The following is a 23344-nucleotide window of genomic DNA, read 5'->3' as shown; positions in this document are numbered from 1 at the left end:
ATGTATTGGCGGTTGGATGGTAGGACGAGCGCTAGGTTTAACCAACACCGGAGAAAGTTTACGCTTCCGCTAGCTTCAACCACGATAACCGGATAAAAAGCTATATTCGGGCCAGCCGAAATGTGGCTTTTTGTTGCACCACAGCATCTACACCTTCTTTCACTTTCTCATTTTCTATTCTGTCTATGGCAAATATTTTCGCCAAGAAACCCTTAGCGCAACTGCTGGGTGAAGCCAACTCTTCGGGGCACGGCGCGCTCAAGCGCACGCTGGGTGCGGGCAACCTCGTGGCACTGGGCGTGGGCGCCATCATCGGGGCGGGCCTGTTTGTGCGTACGGCGGCGGCGGCGGCTCAGGCCTCGGGGCCGGGCGTGACGCTGGCGTTTGTCCTGGCCGCGTTTGGCTGCGTGTTTGCTGGGCTTTGCTACGCCGAGTTTGCGGCCATGATTCCGATTGCCGGCTCGGCCTATACCTACGCCTACACCACCATGGGCGAGTTTGTGGCCTGGGTTATCGGCTGGGCGCTCATCATGGAATACGCGCTGGGCGCGGCCACCGTGTCCATCGCCTGGAGCGAATACCTGAACAAGCTCTTAGAGGTTTTTGGGACAAGTATCCCATATAATCTCAGCCACTCACCCTTCGAGTCGGCCGTGATAAACGGCGTGACCGAGCACGGCCTCATCAACCTGCCGGCCTTGCTCATCATCGTGATGCTGAGCTTATTGCTAGTGAAAGGTACTCAGGAGTCAGCCCTGTTCAACGCCGTTATCGTGGTGCTCAAAACCCTCATCGTAGTGGTTTTCATCGCCGTAGGCTGGCAGTTCATTAATCCTTCTAACCACACGCCCTACCTCATTCCGGCTGATGCCGTGGTGAAAAACGCGGCTGGCGAAGCCGTCCGTACCTACGAAGGCTTTTTCAAGCACGGCTGGGGCGGCATCATCGGGGGCGCGGGCATTGTGTTCTTCGCGTTCATCGGGTTTGATGCCGTGAGCACGGCCGCGCAAGAGGCCAAAAATCCTAAGCGCGACATGCCCATCGGTATCTTAGGTTCGTTGGCCATTTGCACGGTGCTCTACATCTTGTTTGGGCACGTGCTGACGGGCGTGGCCAATTGGCGCGAATTTGCTGACCCTGCGCTGGGCGGCGAGGCATCGGTGGCCTACGCCATTCGGGCGCACATGCCCGGCTACGGCTGGCTGGCTACGGCCGTCACGGTTGGTATTTTGCTCGGTTTCACCTCGGTTATCCTCGTCATGCTGATGGGCCAGAGCCGCGTGTTCTTCTCGATGGCCAAGGACGGCCTCATGCCCAAAGCCTTCTCGGAACTGCACCCTAGGTTCAACACGCCTTACAAATCTAACCTCATGCTGATGGTGTTCGTGGGTTTGTTTGCGGCCTTCGTGCCCGGCTCGCTGGCCGGCGACCTCACCTCGTTTGGCACCCTGCTGGCCTTCGTGCTGGTGAGCATCGGCGTGTGGATTATGCGCAAGTCGGATCCCGCGCAGCCGCGCCCGTTCCGCGCGCCGCTTTCCACACCCGCCTTTCCGCTGGTGCCCATCATGGGGGCTATCGTGTGTACGCTGCTGATTGTGGGCCTCGATTCGTTTACCTTAAAAGTGGCTTTCGCCTGGATGCTGCTCGGCTTCGTAGTCTACTTCCTTTACGGCAAGCGCAACTCAATGCTGCAAAGAGGCATCGTGGTAGTGCCTACCGAGATGGACGAAGAAGCTTTCATCAAACCCGACAAGCATAATGCTTAATTAGTGGGATAACCTCTTTACCTAGCTAAAAAAGAAAGCCTTACCCGCATCGGGTAAGGCTTTCTTTTTTAGCTAGGTACCACTTGTACTTCGCTTTTTAGTTTGAGTACCCGGTCGCCGTTAGTCTGAAGGATAACGAAAGCGGGATTGTCGGCCGTGCCGTGGCGCGTAACAGTATGGCCCTTCATCTTACGCGTTATCGATTCTTTGTGGGTTTCTTCAATCTTGCCGGTGGCAGTACCAGTACCATATTTCCAACTGACTTTGGTGCCTTTACGCATAGGGGGAGAGATGAGGAGAAAGAGAGAAATTGAACAGAAAGTCAGTGATGTAGCAGGTGAATAATAGCTGGAAGGGAGGCGATGCTAGAGTTCAGTTCTGGTACTTAGATGTAACAATTTATGATACGTTATCATTCAAGCAGTCAGCTTATTATCTATGTATCAACACGGACAATCAGTACGCGTTTATACGTATTTTTATCTTTTTTAATAAAAAATTCACCTTGTCATCATCCAAAACAATAATTATATTCTTACATTTGATTCGTCTTATAAAAGATTGGATTATTCAAGTACAGGCGCCGATTTTTGCGGTTGCAATTAGGCTTGCTAAGGTCCAGCTACTACACTCACCTATTTATTAAAAACAAACTTTTTACCATGGCGTCGAAAATTCTCTCCTTCATCTGCCATATGCCCGGAGTGATGCCCGGAGCTTATCCTTCGGTACCTACCTCACCTGCGCCTACCAAAGCAGCAGATCGCAAAAACAACGAAAACAAGCAGGCGGAAGGTGGCCATTTTACGGCTATCTACGAGAACGAACGGTTCGTTCGCTTCAAATACATTAACAACGCTAGCCGCTCCTAATATCGCCCTAGCCTGTACACCTGTTTACCTGCAAAGCCGCGCTTTCTTCGTTCGAAGGAAGCGCGGCATTTTTATGTGCCGCACCAGTAGAACAGGCTACGGCCGGATTTCGGCTAACTTGCGGCCCAGTCTAGTCGTTTTGCTTGCATGAATGCTTTGTCGTTTCGATTTCTTTTTCTCCTATTAGTAGTGCTAGGGCTCCGCGCCGAGCCACTATGGGCACAACAGCCTGCTTTTTTGCCCGACGAAAACTCGTACTACGGCATCATAGCTCGCAGCAGTGGTCGTTCGCTCGATGTGGCCAATGCCTCCGCTGAGCCCGGTGCTGCTACGGTGCAGTGGGAATTTACTCAGTCTCCGAGTCAGCAGTGGCGCTTTGTACGGGTGTCGCCCGGTAGCGTGTATTTTCGCATCGAAGCCAAGCATAGCGGCGCGTGCTTGACCGTTGATAAGAACGAGGAAAGTTCGCCGCTTGTACAGCGGCCTTGGTCGGGCAGCTTCTACCAACAATGGGCACTGACAGCCGGCGGGCCAGTTGGGAGTATTCAGCTGCTTAACCGCGGCACCGAGCGCTGCGCGTCGCTGGCCGCGGCTGATAAAGCCAATGGCACCCCCATAGTAGCGCAGCAGGCTCAGAACCGTGCTACGCAGCAGTGGCGCTTATTTAAGCTGCATCTAAACCTAGATCCTAAGCAGCCAAGCTTTGGCACACCCGAGCCGCTAACTGCCTTGAACACGCCCGGCAATGAGTTAAAACCTGTGCTAGCGCCTGATGGCCACACTTTGTATTTCGTGCGAACGAAGTACGACGCTAATACGGAAGGCAATACGGAGTCAGGCGACAGCTGGCTGAGCACATCCGCCGACGGACGAGCATGGGCCACCGCCACGCGCTTAGACGCTTTAAACACGCCCCAGCACAATGGGGTGATGGCCATTACGAACAACGGCAATTCGCTGCTCGTACGCGGCACGTATGAACGCGAAGGTAGCTTCCGCGACGAAGGCGTGTCGAAGGTGGCGCGCAACTTGGCGAAAGGCTCACGGCCCCAACGCCTGTCAATTGCTAATTACTATTCCACCAATATCGCTACGGACTTCTTCGAAACGCCCGACGAGAAGATCTTACTACTTTCGCTGGAGCGCTCCGATTCCTACGGTAACAACGACTTGTATGTGAGCCGGGCAGGGTCGGGCGGAGCTTGGTCGGAGCCATTGAACCTAGGTCGAGTACTCAACTCGCCGGGCTTTGAGTTTGCACCTTGGCTGGCACCCGATGGCAAGACCTTGTATTTCTCGTCGTATGGCCACGCGGGCTACGGCGGCGCCGATATTTTCGTGAGTACCCGCCTCGACGACACTTGGACGAACTGGACGGAGCCCCGTAACCTAGGAGCGCCGCTCAACGGGCCAGGCTTTGATGCTTACCTTAGCCTCACGCCCGACGGCAAGCAGGCCTATTTTGCATCGGGGCGTACGGCTAACAATCCTGCCGACCTCTTTCGGGCTGTTGCCGGCATACCGCCCATCGATACGGCGGTCACTGCTCCTGTCGATCCGCAGGTAGCGGCTCGTACGTTGCTCACAGGTCGGGCGCTCGACGCCAAAACGCGAAAGCCCGTTGTGGCAGAAGTGAAAGTGACCCGCCTCAGCAGCGACCTAGCTTTTAACGCAACGGCCCGCACCGACGCGTCGGGTGGCGGATTTCAATTCTCCTTGCCTCCGGGGCAGTACCGCCTAGCGGCTACCAGCACTAGCTATCTTACGGCCTCTGACACCGTAACGATGGTGGGCTCGCTCAACCGCGATTTGCTGCTTGTGCCGGCGAGCGTTGGCTCAAGCTTGGAACTACCTACCCTCATTTTTGCCCAAGGCAAATACGCACTACTACCCGATTCGTACGCTGAGCTGAATCGCCTCGCCCGTACTCTCACCGACAACCCCACGGTGAATATCCGCCTCGAAGGGCACACCGATAACCAGGGCAATCCAGCGCTCAACCAGAAGCTCTCGGAAGACCGCGTAGCAGAAGTACGCCGCTACCTTATTACCCGCGGCATTGCCGAGAATAGGATCAGTGTAATTGGCTATGGCGGTACAAAGCCCCGGGGCAGCAACGAAAAAGAAGAAACCCGCCGACTCAATCGGCGCGTAGAATTCACGATTACCAAGCAGTAGCTAGGTTCTGCCTGAATCTTTCTGAAAAGACCGTCAAGCAGTATATAGCTGCTTGACGGTCTTTTTTGTTCATCCAGTTTCTATTTGATAGTGCCCATGCAAGCTACTATTCTGCGTCAGTTGGAATTGCCTAATCTGCCGTCGGCATCTGGGGTGGAGGTAATAGGCGACCGGGCGTACATCATCGGGGATGATTCGCCTTTTCTGTACTGCCTCGATGCACACTCGTTTGCGGCTGGTGCGCCCATCACGTTGTTCGAAACGGCCCACTTCAGCACCGGCCGCATTCCCAAAAATCTAAAGCTAGACCTCGAAAGCATGACCGTAGTGCCTGGTCCTGATGGCGAAACTAGCCTCCTTTTGCTAGGCTCTGGAGCAACTGCGGCGCGTGAAAACGGATTCTGGGTTGGCCTGACAGCCGATGCAAAGGCAGCGGCTACTGTGTATCCGGTGTCGTTGGCGGGCTTGTACGCAGCACTGAGGGCGGCTTTGCCGCCGGGCATCACGCTCAACCTAGAAGCTGCCGCTACTACCCAAACGGAGTTGTTACTGTTTCAGCGAACGGTAGGGTCTGCGGCCGGCAACTTAGTGTTCCGCTTGCCGCTTATGCCCACGCTCGACTATCTGCGCCATCGTCAGATGCAGGTACCTAGGGTGCAGACGCAGCTGTACGTCTTGCCTACCATCGAAGGAAAACCTGCGGGTTTTTCAGGAGCTACCGTATTTCAGGACACACTGTTTGTAACGGCCTCCGTTGAAGATACGAGTGATGCCATAGCCGATGGGGCGGTGCTGGGCAGCTTCGTGGGAGTATTGCCCTTCCCTGTATCGCATAACGCTACAGCTCCTATTACCTTGCCGCTTACCCAACTCGTGTTGCCCGATGGAAAGCCGTACCGTGGCAAAGTAGAGAGCGTAGCAGTGCGCCACATAATTGGGCCAGGACAGTACGAGCTTTTGCTGGTTACGGACGACGATGCAGGGGGTTCTACCGCCTTATTGGTTGATTTAACGGTGTGATATAAACCTAGGGTAAGTATGTCCAGTCTATTGAACTGATGTCTATTCTTTCCTACAACTAGCATTTGCTCCTGCACTTCATGAAAAACAAGAAATATAATTTTTCAAAAGAAGTAAAACCAACCAGCTAGCAACTTCGTATGTGCCCGCAATCAAAGCGGAGCATTAACTGCTAGCTTCTTTTTTACCTCTCCGGAATAAAGAAGTGAAGGTTAAATAATGTTAAAAAACATAGTAAAATTTCAATATAAATATGTAATCATTGTAACCATACCTCTTGGCTTTCTACCTATCCTGTTTTGTTGTTGCCTATAGTCTTGTATGCTTGAGTCTCATTTTGAAATTTTTCGGGGAGCCGATACTCTTTACCATTTTCATTTACGAAATCAGCACGCCGACGTGCTGCTAACGGGGCATCCCTATTTCTTCAAGCCTGGCTGCTACATCGGTATCATGAATATCCGGGCATATTGCCGGCCGCAATATTTGACGCGGAGTGATACGCCGTGTAGCTACGCCTTTCTACTGCACGATGATGCTGGTGAAATCATCGCACACGGAGCTACTTATCATACCGTGAGTGAGCGTGAACAAGCTATAGAGGAGGTATTGAGCTTGGCACCTGTAGCACCAGTGGTATACCTAGGTTCCCTAGTATCGCTAGAGCTAGATGCACGCTAACGCAGGAGCCAGAAAATTGTAAGATAGACGGTAGCTACTAGGCCAGCAAGAAGCTCTAGGCACCAAGCAACTTCGTCGTTTCATCCGTTCTAGTACCACCTAAGCCGACGCTTGACTTGCTCAAGGTTTTGTTAGGGATTCGGATCTGCTGTTATCGCTAAGTACTCGTTGGAGAGCACTACGTCCCTAATGCGGATTCAAACAAAATCATGTAGTGCTGAAAATGCAAAAAGCCAAAACCCGGCCTTTCTAGTGTGTTAGAAAGGCCGGGTTTTGGCTAATGGTGCTGTTAAACAGCTGAAAAGTACCCAGAGCCGGGGTCGAACCGGCACATCTTGCGATATTGGTGTTTGAGACCAACGCGTCTACCGATTCCGCCATCTGGGCTTATCTCGTTCCTACGACTCGGAACGGGTGGCAAACTTAGAGAGACTTTCTCGAATTCGCAAGAGGTAACGTCGTTTCAAATAATAAGTGCGGATCTGTTGGAGCGCTTGTGGGCGCACATCGACGGGCAATCCTGGGTAGCCAGCCAGCACGGGTTCGATACCAGCGTCGAAGGTTTCGGATAAGGCGTTTACCTCATTTTCAACGCGTTGTACTGCTTCTGCATCAGGCTCGAACTCTAGCTCCATTAGCTGCTCATTGAGCTCCATAACTTCCATTAAAAAATCTGCCGGAAGTTCCTGTTTTCCTTCTTCTAGCAGGCCATGCAAGCCTAAAATGTAGGCCATACGCAGGTCGGGATCGGAGAGGGTGCGATAAGCATTCGTGTTGAGCGTAGCTAGGTGCAGAATTTCTTGCTGCCGCTCTGGGCTTTCAGTAGCGTGAAAGTCGGGGTGGTATTCGCGGCTGAGGGTATAATACTGTCGCTTCAGCGCGGCTGCGTCAGGCTGGAAGGTTTCGGGTAAGTCGTAAAATTCGAAGTAGTTTGGCGTCATGGTAAAAAGAGTTAACCCTGTGAGGTAAGCAGGGCTGCATCCGTAGGCACAACGTGCTGTACGGAAAAAGCGAGGGGAGGCGCCATGAATAGCGCTTTAGTGGCGGGCCACACCTCTCCGAATAACGTGGAGCACCGGTATTGGTCTAGCACAGCTACTGAATCCCAATGGCTATACGTGCAAAAGATAGTAGGCTGTTCGGCGTCTTGCCAGAGTTCTAGGTGTCGGCAGCCGTGTGCTTGCCGGATTCTGTCTTGCGATGCTTCAAAAAGGCGCAGAAACTCTGCCACAGCATCAGGGCGAAAGGTCATGCGCACAACTCTTTGGATCATTGGTCGAGCTAGTCTAATTTGGCCGTAAGCAAGGCATACAGAGGAATGACATATTGTCTGGTACTACTTAACATAATATAAAAACAAACATAAGTAGTTGATAAACAGCGGTATTTAAAAGATGCTAGTTAGGTTTTGGCTTCGACTTCTGTCTCTACCGGAAAGCGGATGTCTACCTGCGAGTCGAAGTAGAGGCCCAGCAGCTCAGCGGCATTCCCTTGGTTGATACCAATGCACAAAGTATCCTGGCTATTGAAGATGCAGACGGCATCGCCAGGGTCAGAGGCTTGGAAATGAGGAGCAATGTCGCGGACGGTTTCGCGGGCGAAATGCACGGTACAAGGGCGACCCCGCCCAATAACCTCCACGGCTGTGCGGCTGATGTTGGTAATCAGGTTGCCATAGTGGTCGACGTGCACTACGTGGCCAGTAATGCGGTTATCTTGTAGCCGAAGCTGCCGATTGACCTTGTGGTTGAGGTCGGTAGTAGCCGGGCCTAGGTCGGCAAGTAAGCCGCCTTGGGCTAGGTGCACGGCTGCGGGCGCCAGCACGTCGCGCGTAGGGGAGGGCGTAGGAGAAGCCGGCAGGCGCACCAACTCTTCTGGCGAGCTATCGGTAAGCAAGGCCACCAAGCCATTGTCGGCGCCCACAAAGTAGTGCCCTTCGTACAACGCAGCGTGCCAGCGTGGCTGAGGGCCACCGTAATCGTTCACCCCTAACAGGTGTACTGTGCCCGGCGGGAAATCTCGAAACACCGCGTTTAGAACGTATAGCGCGTGAGCGATGTTGAAGGGTTCAATGGCATGGGTGATGTCCAGCACCGGTTGCGTAGGCGCCAACTGAAGCAGTCGCGCTTTGACGGCGGCTACGTAGTGGTCGCGGTAGCCGAAGTCGGACAGAAACGTAATCAGCCCCATGCCGGAAATTAAGATTCTTCGTACTATTGTTTAACCCGATGCGGGGGCGGCAAAAGTAGGCGTTTTAAGCGAACCAAGCTGAACTTACGCCACTATTGCCGGTTCATTTCCCTAATTCATTCGCTTAAAAGCACCCACAGATTGGTCGAGAAAATCATCACCCTCGAAAATGTTTCCCTCGTCGAGTTCCTCGGACCCGACAACCAAAACATTCGCCAACTAGCCGCCGCCTTCCCAGGTAGTAAAATCATTTCTCGCGGCAACGAAATTAAGATTCAGGGCCAAACGCCCGTCATTGCGCGTATCAACGAAATTCTGTCCTCCCTCATCGAGCACTACCACCAGTATGGCCAAATCACTGATAAAGTGGTGAGTGAGTACGTGGCGGCCGCCGATGATGAGCAGCAGGAGCGCATTATCGCTACCGCCTCACCAGCTGATGTGATTGTATTCGGAGCAAAGGGCGGCGTGATTAAGGCCAAGACTCCTAACCAGCAACGCCTCGTCGAATCCGTTCTTAAGAACGACTTGACGTTTGCCCTAGGACCGGCCGGTACAGGTAAGACCTACATTTCGGTGGCGTTGGCCGTGCGGGCGCTCAAGAACAAGGAGGTCAAGAAGATCATCATTTCGCGCCCCGTGGTAGAAGCCGGTGAGAGCCTAGGTTTCCTGCCCGGCGACATGAAAGAGAAGGTTGATCCGTACCTGCGCCCGATTTATGACGCTTTGGAAGATATGATTCCGGCTGAAAAGCTGAAATTCTACCAGGACAACAAGATCATCGAAATTGCGCCGTTGGCTTACATGCGCGGTCGTACGCTCAATAACGCGTTTGTGCTGCTCGATGAGGCCCAGAACACCACGCCGTCGCAGCTCAAGATGTTCCTGACCCGCATGGGACCGTCAGCGAAAGTGATGGTGAACGGCGACCGGAGCCAGATTGACTTGCCTACCAAACAGAAGTCGGGCTTGTTGCAAGCGCTTGATATTCTAAAGGATGTACGCGGTATCGGCTTCGTAGAAATGAGCGCCGAAGACGTAGTTCGTCACCGTTTGGTGAAGGAAATCGTGTACGCTTACGACCGTTTCGATGCTACGCAGCAAAAGGAGCAGGCAAACCGGCCGGTGCGCGAGTACCGTCCTTATCAGAATAACAGGAATGACCGCCCGGATCGTCACCCCGACGCGCGACCGGAAAATGACGGCGCGACTTCGTTGCCCCTAAACCACGAACAGCAACTTTAACTGTCCAGTATTCGCGGGGCTGACTTAGGTCAGTCCCGCGTTTCTTTTATGTCCGCTTCATGATTACTGCTCAAGCTATTACTGAGCCGACTGACTTGGATGCCGCGCTTGCCATCCGCCGAAAAGTATTTGTTGAAGGACAAGGTGTGCCTCCCAACGCCGAGTACGATGAGCATGACCGTACTGATGCGCATCATTATCTAGCTCGCACCGCCGATGGTACGCCTTGCGGTGCCGCCCGCTGGCGCAAAACGCCGAACGGCGTGAAACTAGAGCGCTTTGCCGTGCTGGAAGAGTATCGTAATCAGGCCGCTGGCGCTGCTTTGCTACAAAGTGTGCTGCAGGATGTGCAGGCTGCTCATCCCGATGCGCAGGTGTATCTACATGCCCAACTGCCGGCTGTCCGCTTCTACGAGCGCCACAGCTTCGTAAAAGAAGGACCGCAGTTCAACGAGTGCGACATCGAACACTTCAAAATGGCTTGGCAAAAAAGTAGTTGAGTAATTACACTCAACGATTTGCTCAGCTACTACAACAAAAACGGTGCTTGCTCCTAGAGCAAGCACCGTTTTTGTTGAGCTGGTATGGATATTGGCCCTGCCTAGGTGTAATCTATTGTTAGGTGATTTATCTAGTTGCGTATGATTCGTTGGGCGCCCTATGCCTTCGTCCGCCTTACATTGGCTCTTGCCGCGGGCATTCTGACCTACCTCTACCTTGGCGACTCGCTCCCTAGCTTGCAATGGGCGGTGCTAGGGGTAGCTGGGCTATTTTTGGGTGTACAAATCTGGGCAGTACGAAGCGCAAGTCTGACTGCAATAAACACAGCCGGGCTGTTGGCTCTCCTGGCTATTTACGTCGTCGGGCTGAACTTGACGCAGCAAGCCACCGAGTCGCGCCGCGCCGACCACCTCTTCCGGTTCGGCAGCCACGTTGAGTTTTACCGAGGCGTGGTAGACGATTACACGGTGGTGCGACCCAACACATATGCCACAACCGTGCGCGTGTCGGCGGTGCGCGTGAAAGGGCGCTGGCAGCCGGCGACGGGTGGTATTCGGGTGTCGATTCCACGGCAGGAGGCGCAAGCCCAAGTAACATCGCCGCAGTACGGCGACGTGTGGCTCGTGCGCGGGGCACCAGCGCCGAGCAAGCCGCCGCTAAATCCGGGTGAGTTCGATTATCGGCGCTACCTAGCTTATCATCAGGTTTATCACCAGCAGTTTATCCACCCCGATCAGTACCGTAAAATAGCCACGCAGCCACCAAGCTACCTGCGGGTCGTGAGCATGCGGGCGGCGCGTATGCTGGATGGCGTGTTTCGGCAGTACGTGCAGGAGAAGCGCGAGTATGCCTTAGCTTCGGCCTTAGTGCTTGGTATCAAAGACGATGTTGATCAGGATACCAAGCAGGCCTACGCCAACACGGGCACCACGCACATCATGGCAGTTTCGGGCTTGCAAGTCGGGCTGCTGTTCGGGGCAGTGATGTGGCTGGTAAGCAGAATACCAGGGCGGCGCAGCCTCACGTTTCGCCTTCTGACGGCCATCCTAGGTCTCGTTGTTATCTGGACGTACGCGTTTGTGACGGGCTTATCGGCGTCAGTGCTACGAGCGGCAGTGATGTTTACCTTCATCATTATCGCGCGGGCTACTGGGCGCCAGAGTACCATGTACAACACACTGGCCGTGGCGGCTTTCTGCTTGCTCTGCTACGATCCGTATCTGTTGGCTGATGTGGGCTTTCAGCTGTCTTTCTTGGCGGTGCTCAGCATTGTGTATGTGCAGCCGCGCATCGTGGCGTGGCTCGATGTGAAAGGCTACTTCCTGAATCGGCAGCGGCCGTGGCAACCTAAGTCTGTGCAGAAATTTTGGCGGTGGACAAGCTGGCTAACGGATAACATCTGGCAAGCCACGGCGCTGTCATTGGCGGCGCAAGTAGCTACGTTCCCACTGGGGTTGTTTTACTTTCATCAGTTTCCGCTCAGCTTTTTGGCTTCCAACCTAGTAGCGGTGCCCATTTCATCGGGTGCGGTGTATGTGGGCGTGGTGCTGCTGAGCTTGAAAGGAGTAGTGGAGGCTATTGGCTCCTTTGCGCCAGCTGTTGCCGCTCTGCTCGATTGGGGACCTAGGTGCGTGGCGTGGGTATTCGAGAAAATGATTTGGCTGTTCAACGAGTACATCTTCTGGATTGGCCGCGCCATGCCGGTCGCCCTTATCAGCGGCATCCACGTGACGGCGCTACAAGCGTGGCTGATCTTTGGTGTTATCCTAACCCTGCTTACCTTCTTGGCTGCCCGTCGTCTGGCGTGGTTAGGCCTTGCTTGCTCACTAATGGGCGTGTTTGCGGGCAACCGCGTGTGGGCCGCGCATCAGCTAAAAACCGACGAACGGTTAATTATTTACAGCATACCACGGCGTTCGGTGTGCGGTTTTTGGCAAGGTGCCGCCGCTGATATTGTTGCCGTCGATTCGCTGCCGCTCTCTGAAACGGAGCGTACGTACCGCATCGTGCCGGGTATCATTGCCCGAGAAGCACAACGGGTACAGTATTATGCTGGTTGGCACGGAGCGGCTGTCCCGGCTACGCGGTGCGCGCCGGATAGTGGCCTGGTGCTGGCAGTGTGGCGTGGCATAACAGTGGCCTTCATATCGCAGCGCCTGAGCCCAGCCCGGGCGCCTAAACCAGTGTCTGTAGTGGTGCTCCGGCGCAATGCGCGGGTGAAAGCACAGGAGCTAGCTGCTGTATTTGGGAAAGATGTTAGGATTGTTTTTGACTCTTCTTGCCGCTCGTGGTACGTTCAGCGGCTGACGCCAGAGCTGCAACAGCTTGGTATGCAGACGTATGATGTAACGGCGAGTGGCTTTTTTACAGTTCAGCCTCGTATATAGGTAATAGCTGTTGGAAGCTGAAGCGAAACCGAGAGACCCAGCAAGGCAGTATATAGTTTTATAAAAGCGTCATTTTCGTTAGGTTTGGTTACCATGCCCCTCTAATAAACCACCGGCTGCGGCCTAGCTTACGCTCGCAGTGGTGCCGATTTTTCAACGCCTAGTCTTGCACGACCATGGAAAATATGCCTACTCAGGAGCTGGAAGAGCTGCGCTACATCAGCTATGAATCGCGCGATGCCATCGGGTACATCACGCTAAATCGCCCCGACAAACGCAACGCGTTGAGCTACGATGTAGTAGCCGAGTTAAAGCAGGCTTTCGAGGTTGCTGAAGACGATGAGCACTGCAAAGTAATTGTGCTGCGCGCCGTTGGCGACGTGTTTTGCGCCGGCACTGACCTCGCTCATATCCAAGAACAGGAGCTGCAAGGAGTTGGCTACCCCGACCATCTGTCGGATTCGGCTCACCTCATGCAGCTGTTCCACCAGATCTATACGCTCAAGAAAATCGTGATTGGGCAGGTGCAGGGCCACGCCTTAGCAGGCGGCTGCGGCCTAGCTACTATTTGCGATTTTGCCTTCACCGTGCCCGATGCGCAGTTTGGCTACACGGAAGTGAAGCTAGGTTTGCTGCCCGCTATCGTGAGTGTCTTCTTGGTGCGCAAAATAGGGGAGGCCCGTACAAAGCAGTTGCTGCTTACCGGCGACATCATTTCGGCACAACTAGCCGCTGATTTTGGGCTGGTCAACTTCTTAGTGCCTAAAGAAGAACTAGCAGACAATGTCTACCGGTTTGCCCGTCGTTTGTGCGTAGAGAATTCGGGCCAGAGTATGGAGATTACGAAGGAGATGCTCGCCCGGCTGCCCGACATGGCGCTGGAGGACAGCCTACGCTACGCCGCTCAGCTCAACGCAGAAGCACGTGGGTCCAACGATTGCCGCCGGGGAGTTCAGGCGTTCCTGAACAAAGAAAAAATTGCCTGGGATTAGATTTAGGTATTCGTTAGGTAGTCATAGCAGCGCGCACCCTAAACCTACTGCGCAACTATCGCGAGAATTTTGTCGACTGGCTGCCGAAAATTGTCGTTTCGCGCAAACGCTTTAAACATCCTTCATACTGGGCTGGTTAGCACCTTATGACACCCCTAGCAGCAGCTGCCGTGGTCACGGCCACTTTTCTGGGAATGGAGTTTGTTGCGTGGTTCATGCACCGGTTTGTGCTGCACGGACCACTCTGGTTCTTGCACCGCTCGCACCACGTGCGACACCCGCACCGCTTCGAGCGCAACGACTTCTTTTTTCTGTTCTACGGCTCGCTGTCGATGTTATTTATCATCTATGGCTCTGCTGATAAAGATTGGCGGTTCTGGATCGGAACGGGTATTGCCGCCTATGGTACGTTGTACTTCTTTGTGCACGATGTGTTAATACACGGCCGGCTGCGGTTTTGGCGTAAATCACGCAATAATTACTTGCGCGCTTTGAATATGGCCCACAAAATACATCACAAAACCACGGGGCGAGATGGCTCCGAGGAGTTCGGTTTGTTGTGGGTATCACCCCGCTACTTTGCTTTGGCGCGCCGCAAGCCCGCACCGGGCCGAGAGCGTAGCCGACTCACAGAGTCGGCCAATTAAGAAGTAGGAGGAGTAGGTACAGTGGGACGTTTTTCAATCAGCGACTTAGAGCAGCTCTCGGGTATCCGGGCACATACCATCCGCATGTGGGAACAGCGGTACGGCATTTTACGACCCGTACGCACGGCTACCAACATCCGTACCTACTGCGACGATGATTTGCGGCGCCTACTAAACGTAGCAACCTTATGCGGACGTGGAAAACGCATTTCGCAGGTTGCACGACTCAGCGATGAAGAACTGGCCCAGGCTGTGCTTGCTTGCTGTGATGCTTCCCGCGACTACGAGCGGCAGGTAAATGCTCTGCTGGCTGCAATGCTCGAAATGGATGAGCTCGTCCTCGACGAGTTGCTGAGAAACGCTATCCGGCAGCTAGGTTTCGAGAAAGCCATCATGCATGTAGCCTACCCGTTTCTACAACGCGTGGGAGTATTGTGGCAAACCGGCACCGTGAATCCGGCCCAAGAGCACTTAGTGACCAACTTACTGCGGCAAAAGATTATGGCCGCTACCGATGCGCTAGCTCCAGTGCACCCCGCAAAAGCACGCCGTTGGGTGTTATTTCTGCCGGAGGGTGAGATGCATGAGTTGGCGTTGCTCTTCATGAACTATGCCTTGCGGGTACGAGGCCATCATGTGCTGTACCTAGGGCAAAATTTGCCTATAGCTGAGCTGGAAAGTGTGTGCGCCAGCTATACGCCTTACGCTCTCTGCACGGTGCTGACGGCTGTGCCCGAGCGCGACCGAGTACCAGACTATATTCAGAAACTAGCAGCAATTAGCCCCGAGACGTTGCTGGTTCTATATGGCCCGCTCGCCCAGCAGCTTTGCCTAGATATGCCAGAGAATATTATCAAGCCACCTTTGATGACGGACTTTTTGGCTTTGGCCGATAAAACTAAAATAGTTTCTGCTGATCAGCTACAGCCTGAGCACGCATCGTCTCACTAAGGATAGTAGCAAGCAGCGCACTTCGGCGTTAGCAGTGAGATTCGTTGTCGGATCGCATTTGTTGCTGAGCACGTGCATCCATGAGCGGTATTATCACGACACTTATAGGGAAGAGCAGCATAGCTTATTCATAGGCTATATTGCTTTGTTAGTAGCCTTGAAGGTCAAGCTCAACCGTATCTAGGTACCTACATCTCTTTCATCGTGTCATAAGGCTGTTGAACGTTCAAAAAGCTAGCTTTAACGATTGGCTATGAGCAGACACGGAAAAATAATACAAATAACCCAACTGATTATCAGTCACTTCGTACGTTGTCAACGTGCTTTACATTATCGTGGTTAGTGAAAAATAATTCAGTCTAGTTTAGACCGCTTCTTAACAACCTCGTATATTTGTTTAACCTTTTGCCACAAAAAGCTAGACAGTATGACCTCTTTGGAATTCACAGATCAGGTACAAAAGATTTCTTACTCTCTAAAGCCCGTGGCCATGAACTTGACCCGCGACGCTGACGACGCTAAAGACCTAGTACAAGAAACATTGTTGAAGGCCTTGCTTAATAAAGATAAATTTAAAGCGGGCACCAATTTGAAGGCGTGGTTGTATACCATCATGCGCAACACCTTCATCAACAACTACAACAAGATTACTAAGCGCAATAGTAATATTGATAGCACGGAGTACTTTCAGTACTTCAATACGGACGAGAATTACATTACGCACAACGGTGCTACCAGTGATTTCGTAGTAACAGATATTAATGAGGCTATTGCCAACTTGAGTGCTGACTATCGAACGCCGTTTATGATGTACTATATCGGGTATAAGTACCTGGAAATTGCGGAAAAGCTGCAAATTCCGATTGGTACGGTGAAGAATAGAATTCACATTGCCCGCAAGGAACTGAAACAGGCGCTGACGGTATACGCCCCGGGCGTGTAGGGAATAGGGAGAGAGTACAACTGCCGCCTGGGCGTATCGCGGGCCGTAGGTGACATTGGCTTTAAGCCCCGTCGCTTGCGGCCCGTTGTTTTTTCACAGCTCGCATCATCTTGGCTCCGCGCCAAATTGGTGCGAGCTGCTTTGTTTTCGTGCTGTAGCTATAGCGGCTACCTAGCAAAGTAGTACCTAGGTCGGCCGTGCGAAATGTGTGCCGCTAAAACAAAGTAAGGCTCGGCTTTGTAGCTTGCTACCACCTCACCTATATCTCCGCGCTTGAGCTCCTCACAACCCAAACAAGTACTTGTTATTGGATCTGGCTTTGCTGGCCTAGCCGCCGCAACTTCTTTAGCCCAGCGCGGCTATCGTGTTACGATTCTGGAAAAAAATGCCGGACCAGGTGGCCGGGCGCGGGTGTTTCGAGCGGAAGGTTTTACCTATGACATGGGCCCCAGCTGGTACTGGATGCCTGATGTATTTGAACAGTACTTCGGCCGATTTGGACACCGGGTAGCCGATTACTATGACTTAGTACGCCTCGATCCTTCCTACCAAGTTGTATTTGCGGGCAATGATACGGTGAACATTCCGGCCCAAATGCCTGCATTGCGCCAATTGTTTGAAAGCATTGAGCTGGGCAGTGCAGCGCGGCTGGATGAGTTTCTGCGCCAAGCTGCCTATAAGTACGAAGTAGGGATCAACAAATTCGTGCACATGCCAGGGCGTTCGTTGCTGGAGTTTGCCGATCCGCGCTTGTTGGTGGATGCGGTACGCCTCGATGTGCTACAGAGCATGAGCAAACACGTACGGAAGTTTTTCAAGCACGAAAAACTGCTCAAGCTGATGGAGTTTCCGGTACTGTTTTTAGGTGCTACGCCCCAAAACACGCCCGCACTCTACTCGCTGATGAACTACGCTGACCTAGCCCTCGGCACTTGGTACCCAATGGGTGGCATGCACAAAATTGTGGAGGGCATGGTGAAGCTAGCGCAGGAGCAAGGCGTGACGCTGGAGTACAACCAGGAGGTGCAAGAGATTAAGGTGGAAAATGGCCGCGCAACCGGCGTAATGACAGCTGGTGGTTTTCGGCCCGCCGACGTGGTAGTAGCCGGCGCCGATTATCACCATGCCGAGCAGCAGTTACTGCGCCCCGAGTACCGGCACTACGACGAAGCGTACTGGGATTCGCGCACGCTGGCGCCCTCGTCGTTGCTGTTCTACCTAGGTATCAACAAGCGCCTCGACCGGCTAGAGCACCACAACTTGTTTTTTGACGAAGATTTTGAGGGTCATGCTCGCGAGATCTACGAGCAGCCACAGTGGCCGAGCAAGCCGCTATTTTACGCTTCCACGCCTTCCAAAACTGATCCGAGCGTAGCACCCGCAGGCTGCGAAAATCTCTTCCTGCTCATGCCCGTGGCTCCCGACTTACCCGACACGGAAGAAACCCGGGAGCATTATTATCACCTGATTATGGAACGCTTGGAGCGGCACTGCGGGCAGAGCATCCGCGATGCAGTGGTATTTAAGCGCAGCTACGCTCACCGCGACTTCATTGCCGACTACCACAGCTACAAGGGCAACGCGTATGGTTTAGCTAATACGCTGCGACAAACCGCCATTCTGAAACCAACGTTGAAAAGTAAAAAGGTAAAGAATCTTTACTTTACGGGCCAACTTACGGTTCCCGGTCCTGGCGTGCCACCCTCGCTCATCTCGGGCCAAGTAGTAGCCGGCGAAGTTGAGAAGGAATACAGTGTGCGCTAGTCACGAACCTTGGCTAGTCGCTTGTTCGTATGGTAGTACCTAGGTTTTCTCCGCATCCGAGTACCCAACCTTAACCCTCCAAAACCCGCCCCGTGGACCACGTTGCCCTTTTCAATGACACCAGCCTAGCGTGCAGCAAGCTGATTACTGCCCGCTATAGCACGTCGTTTACCTTGGGCATTCGCACGCTCGACCGGCGCTTTCACCTGCCCGTGTACGCGGTATATGGCTTTGTGCGCTGGGCCGACGAAATCGTGGATACGTTTCACGACCACGACAAAGCCGCCTTGTTCGCCGACTTCAAACGGCAGACCGATGAGGCCTTAGCCATGCGCTTTAGCCTGAGCCCGGTGCTGCACGCGTTTCAGCTCATGGTACACCGTTATGGCATCGATCGGGAGTTCATCGATGCTTTTTTGCGGAGCATGGAGATGGACTTGGAAGACAACCGCTACAATCAGTCGCTGTACGAGGAATACATCTATGGCTCGGCGGAAGTCGTGGGGCTTATGTGCCTGCGCATTTTCTGCGAGGGCGACAAGGCCATGTTTGAGCGCCTGCGCGAACCGGCGCGTCGGCTAGGGTCGGCGTTTCAGAAGGTGAACTTCCTGCGCGATATCCGCTCCGACTACGAGGAGCGTGGCCGAGTATATTTTCCAGGCGTCGTGTATGAGCGGTTCGATGATGCCACGAAGCGTGAGATTGAAGCGGATATTCGGGCTGATTTTGATGCGGCGTATGCTGGCATTGTGCAGTTGCCGCGCGCCGCACGTCTAGGTGTGTACCTAGCTTACGTATATTATCTGAAGCTTTTTCATAAGATTAAGCAGCTACCAGCCGCCCGAATTCTCGGGGAACGGGTGCGCGTTCCTGACAATACGAAACTTTTATTGCTCATGGGTTCGTACTTTCGATATCGCCTACGGGCTATCTGACAACGAAACTATGACTGCGTGAAGCTGCTATTTGTTCCTATTGCGCTGCTCCTCTGCTCTTTTCGAGGGCCTAGCCTATCAGTAGCTCCATCCAGCTCGCCTGTCTACTATTTCAGCCCCTTGTCTACTTCTTCCCCTTACCGCCTCGCTGCGCTCCGGCAGCATTACCAGCAAGCCGCTACCGACGAAACCGCCGGTGAGAAGTTCTACCAGCTTATGGCTAGCTACGACCAGCACGACCCGGTGGTATTGGGTTACAAAGGCGCCGCCGAAGCCATCAAGGCCCGCGACGCCTCCTTGTTGGATAAGCTCCGGTACGTGCAGGCGGCTACTCATACCTTTGAACAAGCTGTAGCGCTGAACCCTAAGAACGCCGAAATTCGCTACCTGCGCTTTAGTGTAGAAACGAACTTACCTAGCTTCTTAGGATTGAGTAAACATATCGACGAGGACCGCCACCTACTGCTCACGAGCGTGCTGAACCATCCGCATTCCGGCCTCGATCCGGAAGGCTTCAGGACTATCCGCACGTACTTGCGCACGCACGGCAAGGTGAGTCCCGCAGAGGCGCAAAAATTAGATAACATCAAAGACCGATAAAGCTTACTTTGGAAGTCTCCTGTAGTAGGCCATGAGGATAGCCTACAGGGACAATGAAGCATAACATCGCAGGGGACGCTTTGTGCGTAGAAGTGCCGCGTAGCGCAGTGTTAAATTGGGCCGTGGAAAAGTATAATTAAGTGCTCGTAAGGTACTGTTTTCGGCGTTTTTAGGGCAAACTAAGCTGAACTTTAGTGAGCTCAAATATAAACTTCTCACTTCTAGGCTAAGACCCACAACCTTCTGCCGGGTTTTGCGGTTAGGAAGCTATGCCGCACCAACTGAGCGTCCGTATCGACCCCAATTCCGGCTTCTGCTTCGGCGTCATTTATGCCATTCAGATGGCCGAGGATATTCTGCAAGAACAGGGCTATTTATATTGCCTGGGCGACATCGTGCACAACGATGAAGAAGTGGAGCGCCTCGAAAAGCAGGGCCTGCGTATTATTGACTACAATACGTTTTCGCAGCTGCGCGATGAAGCTGTGCTGATTCGGGCGCATGGCGAACCACCTTGCACGTATCAGACCGCTCTAGAGAACAACCTAACACTGATTGATGCTTCGTGTCCGGTAGTACTCAAGCTGCAAAACCGCATCAAAACCAGCTACGATAAGCAGGAGCAGATCTTCATCTACGGCAAGCATGGTCATGCCGAGGTGCGGGGCTTGTTAGGGCAGACCAGTGGTAATGCCGTCGTGTTTGAAAACCTAGAGGAGTTGTTGCGCCATGAATTGCCCAGCAACGTGACGCTCTACAGCCAGACCACAAAGAGCACCGATTCTTTTTACCGGATCAAAGGGGAGCTTGAGCAGCGCGGCTACTCGGTGTCAGCCAACGATACGATCTGTCGGCAGGTGAGCAACCGGGACAAAGACTTGCGTCGGTTTGCGGCCCAGTTCGACCAGATTGTATTTGTGTCTGGTACGAAAAGTAGTAACGGCAAGGTACTTTACCAGGTGTGCAAGGATACCAATCCGAATACGCACTTTATTTCTAAAGTAGAAGAAATTCAGTCCGACTGGTTTCAGGCCGGACAGTCTGTTGGTATCTGCGGAGCCACTAGCACGCCCATGTGGCTCATGGAAAACGTGCGCGACGCTTTGCTCAAGCTGTAACGGAGTAGCATCGCGCGCAGTAAAACACTGCAATGAATCCCAAGAGGTGCTACCAGAAACGATAGATCAGAACATGCTAGCTACCCAATCTGCCATAACGCAAAAGCGCGTGAAGCCCCAGCCTCTACACGGCAAAGGTGTAGTGGTTGCGCTGACGATTATTGCGTTATGGACGGGTCTGCTTACGTTTCTGCTCGGTTTCTACCAGCCTGACTGGGCAACGCCGTGGCCTTACCTGCTCGCCTTAGTGCAAACGCACCTTTACACCGGCCTGTTCATTACCGCCCACGACGCCATGCATGGTGTGGTAAGCACCGACAAGCGCCTGAACAATGGTATCGGTACTGTCACCGCGTTGCTATTTGCCTATAATTGGTTTCCTAGGATGCTGCCCAAGCATCACCAGCACCACCGCCACGTCGCGACGGAAGAGGACCCTGATTTTCATGATGGCAAGCACCCCGGTTTTCTGCCGTGGCTAGCGCGCTTCGCCTGGAACTACGTAACGTGGTGGCAAGTCGTGCTGATGGCCATTACCTACAACGTGCTGAAGCTGTTCTTTCCAATGGCGAATGTTATCGCCTTCTGGATGGTACCAGCAGTGCTAGCTACCGTGCAGCTGTTCTTCTTTGGCACTTACTTGCCCCACCGCGGCGAACACGCCCCCGATAACACGCACAAATCGCGCACGCAACTTCGGCACCACCTGTGGGCTTTTTTGAGCTGTTACTTTTTTGGGTATCATTACGAGCACCACGACCAGCCGTACCTACCTTGGTGGCGGCTTTGGCAAACCAAATAGCCTATGCCGCTAGCTTCGCTCTTCTCTATGACTCCGTGGCCCTTAATGCGCAGTGGATTGATGATGAGCGATTTGCTGCTGGTGCTGGTTGCGCTAGGGTTGATTTGGGCCTTACGCCGACAACGGCTACAGAACCGTGCGCTCCGCCAAGAGCAAGCCGCCTTGCGCCAGCAGCAAGAAGAGCTAGCCCAGCTCAACAAGACGAAGAGTTTGCTTTTTTGTGCTTTGGCGCATGATGTACGCAGCCCGCTAGGCTCGCTCTACTCGCTGCTCACTCTGCTCGACCTAGGTACCATCCCCATCGAACGATTAGCGGCGCACAAAGAGCAGCTGACGTACACCCTCGATACCACGTTACAGCTGCTTGACAGTCTACTCAATTGGTCGGCGGCTCACTTGCAAGATGTTCGCCCGCGCCCTAAAAAGCTCGTGCTGAACGAGCTAGTGATAGAAACGCTCGCCTTGGTTAGCGTAGAAGCGAAGCGCAAACGAATCAGTTTGCAGAATGAGCTGGAGCAATCTTATATGTGCTTGGCTGACCCAGACATGACGCGGCTGGTTCTGCGCAATCTACTGAGCAATGCTATCAAGTTTACACCAGAGTTTGGCGTAGTTAGAATTGCTGCCGCGCCGAAAGGAGCCTTTTGGGAAGTGGCCGTGACAGACACGGGCGTCGGGATTACGGACGCAGACCGGCTCCGTATTTTCGGTGAGGCTAAGTTGCATACGACCAGCGGCACGGCCGACGAGCGAGGAACTGGTCTAGGTCTGCGCCTATGCAAAGAATTTGTGGAGCGTAACGGTGGACAGCTCAGCTTTCAAACCCAACCAGAGCTAGGTACTACCTTTTGCTTCACCATCCCGCGTGCAACGGATGCACTTACCGAGGCTGTGCCCGCCCGTCCTAAGGTTGCCGCCGGATAAGCGAACGGTTGACGAGCCGGTCTGTGACCTGTTCCCGGTACGTTTGCCCTAGGGGTAGCGTGTAGCCGCCTAAGCGCACTTCCAGGTTATTAATTGACTCGATGTGCTGGGTATTGATGAGGTAAGAACGATGCGTGCGCACGAACAAAGTCGATGGCAGTTGTTCCTCCAGATTCTTTAAGTTAACCAGCGTTAGGTGCGTCTTGCCGTCGGTAGTATGCAGCTTTGTGAAGTCTTTTAGCGCTTCGATAAACAAGACTTGCTGGTAACACAGGCGTATGTACTGGGCATCGGCCCGAATAAAGAAGGCGGTGTCAGCGGTTACTGTCTGTCCTCGAACCAAGTTGCTGACCTTCGTGACGGCCCGCAGAAAGCGCTCCATGGTGATAGGTTTGAGCAGATAATCAACGACATCCAGATCGAAAGCCTCCAGAGCGTATTGCGGATAAGCTGTCAGGAGAACAACCAGTGGTGGGTGGCGCAAGGTGCGAATCAGCTCCAAGCCGTTGAGCTTAGGCATCGCCACATCAAGAAAAAGAACCTGTACTTGCTCCTGCGCAAGAAATGCGTGTGCGTCAAGCGAATCGCTGAAGGTGGCTTTTAGCTCCAGCACATCAGTCAGGGCAATGTAGCTACTGAGTAGATCCAAGGTTAGTGGATCATCATCGAGTAGCGCGCAGGTAATTTTCATAAAGGACGTACTTAGCAGAGGTAAGCGCTATGATAAGCAATAGTGCCCATACACGCTGCATTTCGGCCAATAATACTGCCTTAATAGGCTCTATACTGGTCTTGGTATATTTTTAACGCATGTTGTTCTACTTAAGT

23 protein-coding genes and 1 tRNA gene are annotated in these 23344 nt (G+C 53.3%); 18 read left to right on the top strand and 6 right to left on the bottom strand.

The genetic code is table 11. The annotated features are described in order from the left end of the window. The first annotated feature begins 185 nt into the window (after positions 1 to 185). Positions 186 to 1766 (top strand): amino acid permease, encoded by a 1581-nt coding sequence (locus SD425_RS19270; RefSeq protein ID WP_324671635.1) that lies wholly within the window; start codon positions 186 to 188, stop codon positions 1764 to 1766. 68 nt (positions 1767 to 1834) lie between these two features. On the opposite strand, the gene SD425_RS19265 is transcribed toward SD425_RS19270, so the two are convergent. Then, a complete protein-coding gene (locus tag SD425_RS19265; protein WP_324671634.1) occupies positions 1835 to 2047 on the bottom strand; it encodes a DUF2945 domain-containing protein in 213 nt (70 codons plus the stop codon). 381 nt (positions 2048 to 2428) lie between these two features. On the opposite strand from SD425_RS19265, the gene SD425_RS19260 reads away from it, so the two are divergent. The 4 genes from SD425_RS19260 to SD425_RS19245 all read left to right on the top strand — a co-directional run bounded on the left by SD425_RS19260 (position 2429) and on the right by SD425_RS19245 (position 6517). Then, a complete protein-coding gene (locus SD425_RS19260) occupies positions 2429 to 2638 on the top strand; it encodes a hypothetical protein (RefSeq protein ID WP_324671633.1) in 210 nt (69 codons plus the stop codon). 147 nt (positions 2639 to 2785) lie between these two features. Further along, positions 2786 to 4816: an RICIN domain-containing protein gene (locus SD425_RS19255; protein WP_324671632.1), complete on the top strand. Its 2031-nt coding sequence runs from the start codon at positions 2786 to 2788 to the stop codon at positions 4814 to 4816. Positions 4817 to 4912: 96 nt separating this feature from the next. Then, a complete protein-coding gene (locus SD425_RS19250; protein WP_324671630.1) occupies positions 4913 to 5836 on the top strand; it encodes a DUF6929 family protein in 924 nt (307 codons plus the stop codon). A gap of 321 nt (positions 5837 to 6157) precedes the next feature. Further along, a complete protein-coding gene (locus tag SD425_RS19245; protein ID WP_324671629.1) occupies positions 6158 to 6517 on the top strand; it encodes a YegP family protein in 360 nt (119 codons plus the stop codon). Between the two features lie 305 nt (positions 6518 to 6822). Here the strand turns inward: SD425_RS19245 and SD425_RS19240 are convergent. The 4 genes from SD425_RS19240 to SD425_RS19225 form a co-directional block, all read right to left on the bottom strand. Continuing rightward, positions 6823 to 6904: transfer RNA gene (locus SD425_RS19240), tRNA-Leu, on the bottom strand. Positions 6905 to 6915: 11 nt separating this feature from the next. Then, the gene (gene hscB / locus SD425_RS19235; RefSeq protein ID WP_324671628.1) at positions 6916 to 7458 is read right to left on the bottom strand and encodes a Fe-S protein assembly co-chaperone HscB; all 543 of its coding nucleotides are present in this window, start codon (positions 7456 to 7458) and stop codon (positions 6916 to 6918) included. 11 nt (positions 7459 to 7469) lie between these two features. After that, a complete protein-coding gene (locus tag SD425_RS19230; protein WP_324671627.1) occupies positions 7470 to 7790 on the bottom strand; it encodes an antibiotic biosynthesis monooxygenase family protein in 321 nt (106 codons plus the stop codon). A gap of 128 nt (positions 7791 to 7918) precedes the next feature. Then, positions 7919 to 8707, bottom strand: a complete 789-nt coding sequence (locus SD425_RS19225; protein ID WP_324671626.1) for an SAM-dependent chlorinase/fluorinase — start codon at positions 8705 to 8707, stop codon at positions 7919 to 7921. 141 nt (positions 8708 to 8848) lie between these two features. Between SD425_RS19225 and SD425_RS19220 the strand changes: the two genes are divergently transcribed. From SD425_RS19220 to SD425_RS19160, 13 genes are all read left to right on the top strand, one after another. Continuing rightward, complete coding sequence (locus SD425_RS19220) at positions 8849 to 9952, top strand: PhoH family protein (protein WP_324671624.1); 1104 nt, start codon at positions 8849 to 8851, stop codon at positions 9950 to 9952. 59 nt (positions 9953 to 10011) lie between these two features. Continuing rightward, positions 10012 to 10452: a GNAT family N-acetyltransferase gene (locus SD425_RS19215; protein ID WP_324671623.1), complete on the top strand. Its 441-nt coding sequence runs from the start codon at positions 10012 to 10014 to the stop codon at positions 10450 to 10452. A 141-nt stretch (positions 10453 to 10593) separates the two neighbouring features. Next, positions 10594 to 12840 (top strand): ComEC/Rec2 family competence protein, encoded by a 2247-nt coding sequence (locus SD425_RS19210; RefSeq protein ID WP_324671622.1) that lies wholly within the window; start codon positions 10594 to 10596, stop codon positions 12838 to 12840. Between the two features lie 176 nt (positions 12841 to 13016). Next, complete coding sequence (locus tag SD425_RS19205; RefSeq protein WP_324671620.1) at positions 13017 to 13832, top strand: enoyl-CoA hydratase/isomerase family protein; 816 nt, start codon at positions 13017 to 13019, stop codon at positions 13830 to 13832. A 146-nt stretch (positions 13833 to 13978) separates the two neighbouring features. Further along, positions 13979 to 14479 (top strand): fatty acid hydroxylase, encoded by a 501-nt coding sequence (locus SD425_RS19200; RefSeq protein WP_324671619.1) that lies wholly within the window; start codon positions 13979 to 13981, stop codon positions 14477 to 14479. A gap of 21 nt (positions 14480 to 14500) precedes the next feature. Then, on the top strand, positions 14501 to 15430 hold the full coding sequence (locus SD425_RS19195) for a MerR family transcriptional regulator (protein ID WP_324671618.1): 930 nt from the start codon (positions 14501 to 14503) through the stop codon (positions 15428 to 15430). A 427-nt stretch (positions 15431 to 15857) separates the two neighbouring features. Continuing rightward, complete coding sequence (locus SD425_RS19190) at positions 15858 to 16373, top strand: RNA polymerase sigma factor (RefSeq protein WP_086595482.1); 516 nt, start codon at positions 15858 to 15860, stop codon at positions 16371 to 16373. A 273-nt stretch (positions 16374 to 16646) separates the two neighbouring features. Then, complete coding sequence (locus SD425_RS19185; protein ID WP_324671617.1) at positions 16647 to 18137, top strand: phytoene desaturase family protein; 1491 nt, start codon at positions 16647 to 16649, stop codon at positions 18135 to 18137. A gap of 92 nt (positions 18138 to 18229) precedes the next feature. Further along, positions 18230 to 19072, top strand: coding sequence for a phytoene/squalene synthase family protein (locus SD425_RS19180; protein ID WP_324671616.1), 843 nt, complete (start codon positions 18230 to 18232; stop codon positions 19070 to 19072). A gap of 120 nt (positions 19073 to 19192) precedes the next feature. Further along, the gene (locus SD425_RS19175; RefSeq protein WP_324671614.1) at positions 19193 to 19672 is read left to right on the top strand and encodes a hypothetical protein; all 480 of its coding nucleotides are present in this window, start codon (positions 19193 to 19195) and stop codon (positions 19670 to 19672) included. Positions 19673 to 19941: 269 nt separating this feature from the next. Continuing rightward, positions 19942 to 20790 (top strand): 4-hydroxy-3-methylbut-2-enyl diphosphate reductase, encoded by an 849-nt coding sequence (locus SD425_RS19170; RefSeq protein WP_324671613.1) that lies wholly within the window; start codon positions 19942 to 19944, stop codon positions 20788 to 20790. Between the two features lie 73 nt (positions 20791 to 20863). Beyond that, the gene (locus SD425_RS19165; protein WP_324671612.1) at positions 20864 to 21592 is read left to right on the top strand and encodes a fatty acid desaturase; all 729 of its coding nucleotides are present in this window, start codon (positions 20864 to 20866) and stop codon (positions 21590 to 21592) included. A gap of 27 nt (positions 21593 to 21619) precedes the next feature. Further along, positions 21620 to 22516, top strand: a complete 897-nt coding sequence (locus SD425_RS19160; protein ID WP_324671611.1) for a HAMP domain-containing sensor histidine kinase — start codon at positions 21620 to 21622, stop codon at positions 22514 to 22516. On the opposite strand, the gene SD425_RS19155 is transcribed toward SD425_RS19160, so the two are convergent. Further along, the gene (locus SD425_RS19155; protein WP_324671610.1) at positions 22497 to 23207 is read right to left on the bottom strand and encodes a LytTR family DNA-binding domain-containing protein; all 711 of its coding nucleotides are present in this window, start codon (positions 23205 to 23207) and stop codon (positions 22497 to 22499) included. The two genes, SD425_RS19160 and SD425_RS19155, sit on opposite strands and share 20 nt — an antisense overlap. Positions 23208 to 23344 lie beyond the last annotated feature (137 nt).

It is taken from the genome of Hymenobacter sp. GOD-10R (genome assembly GCF_035609205.1).
Classification (GTDB): domain Bacteria; phylum Bacteroidota; class Bacteroidia; order Cytophagales; family Hymenobacteraceae; genus Hymenobacter.
Note: the sequence above shows the minus strand (reverse complement) of the source record. Positions and strands in the feature narration are given on the sequence as shown.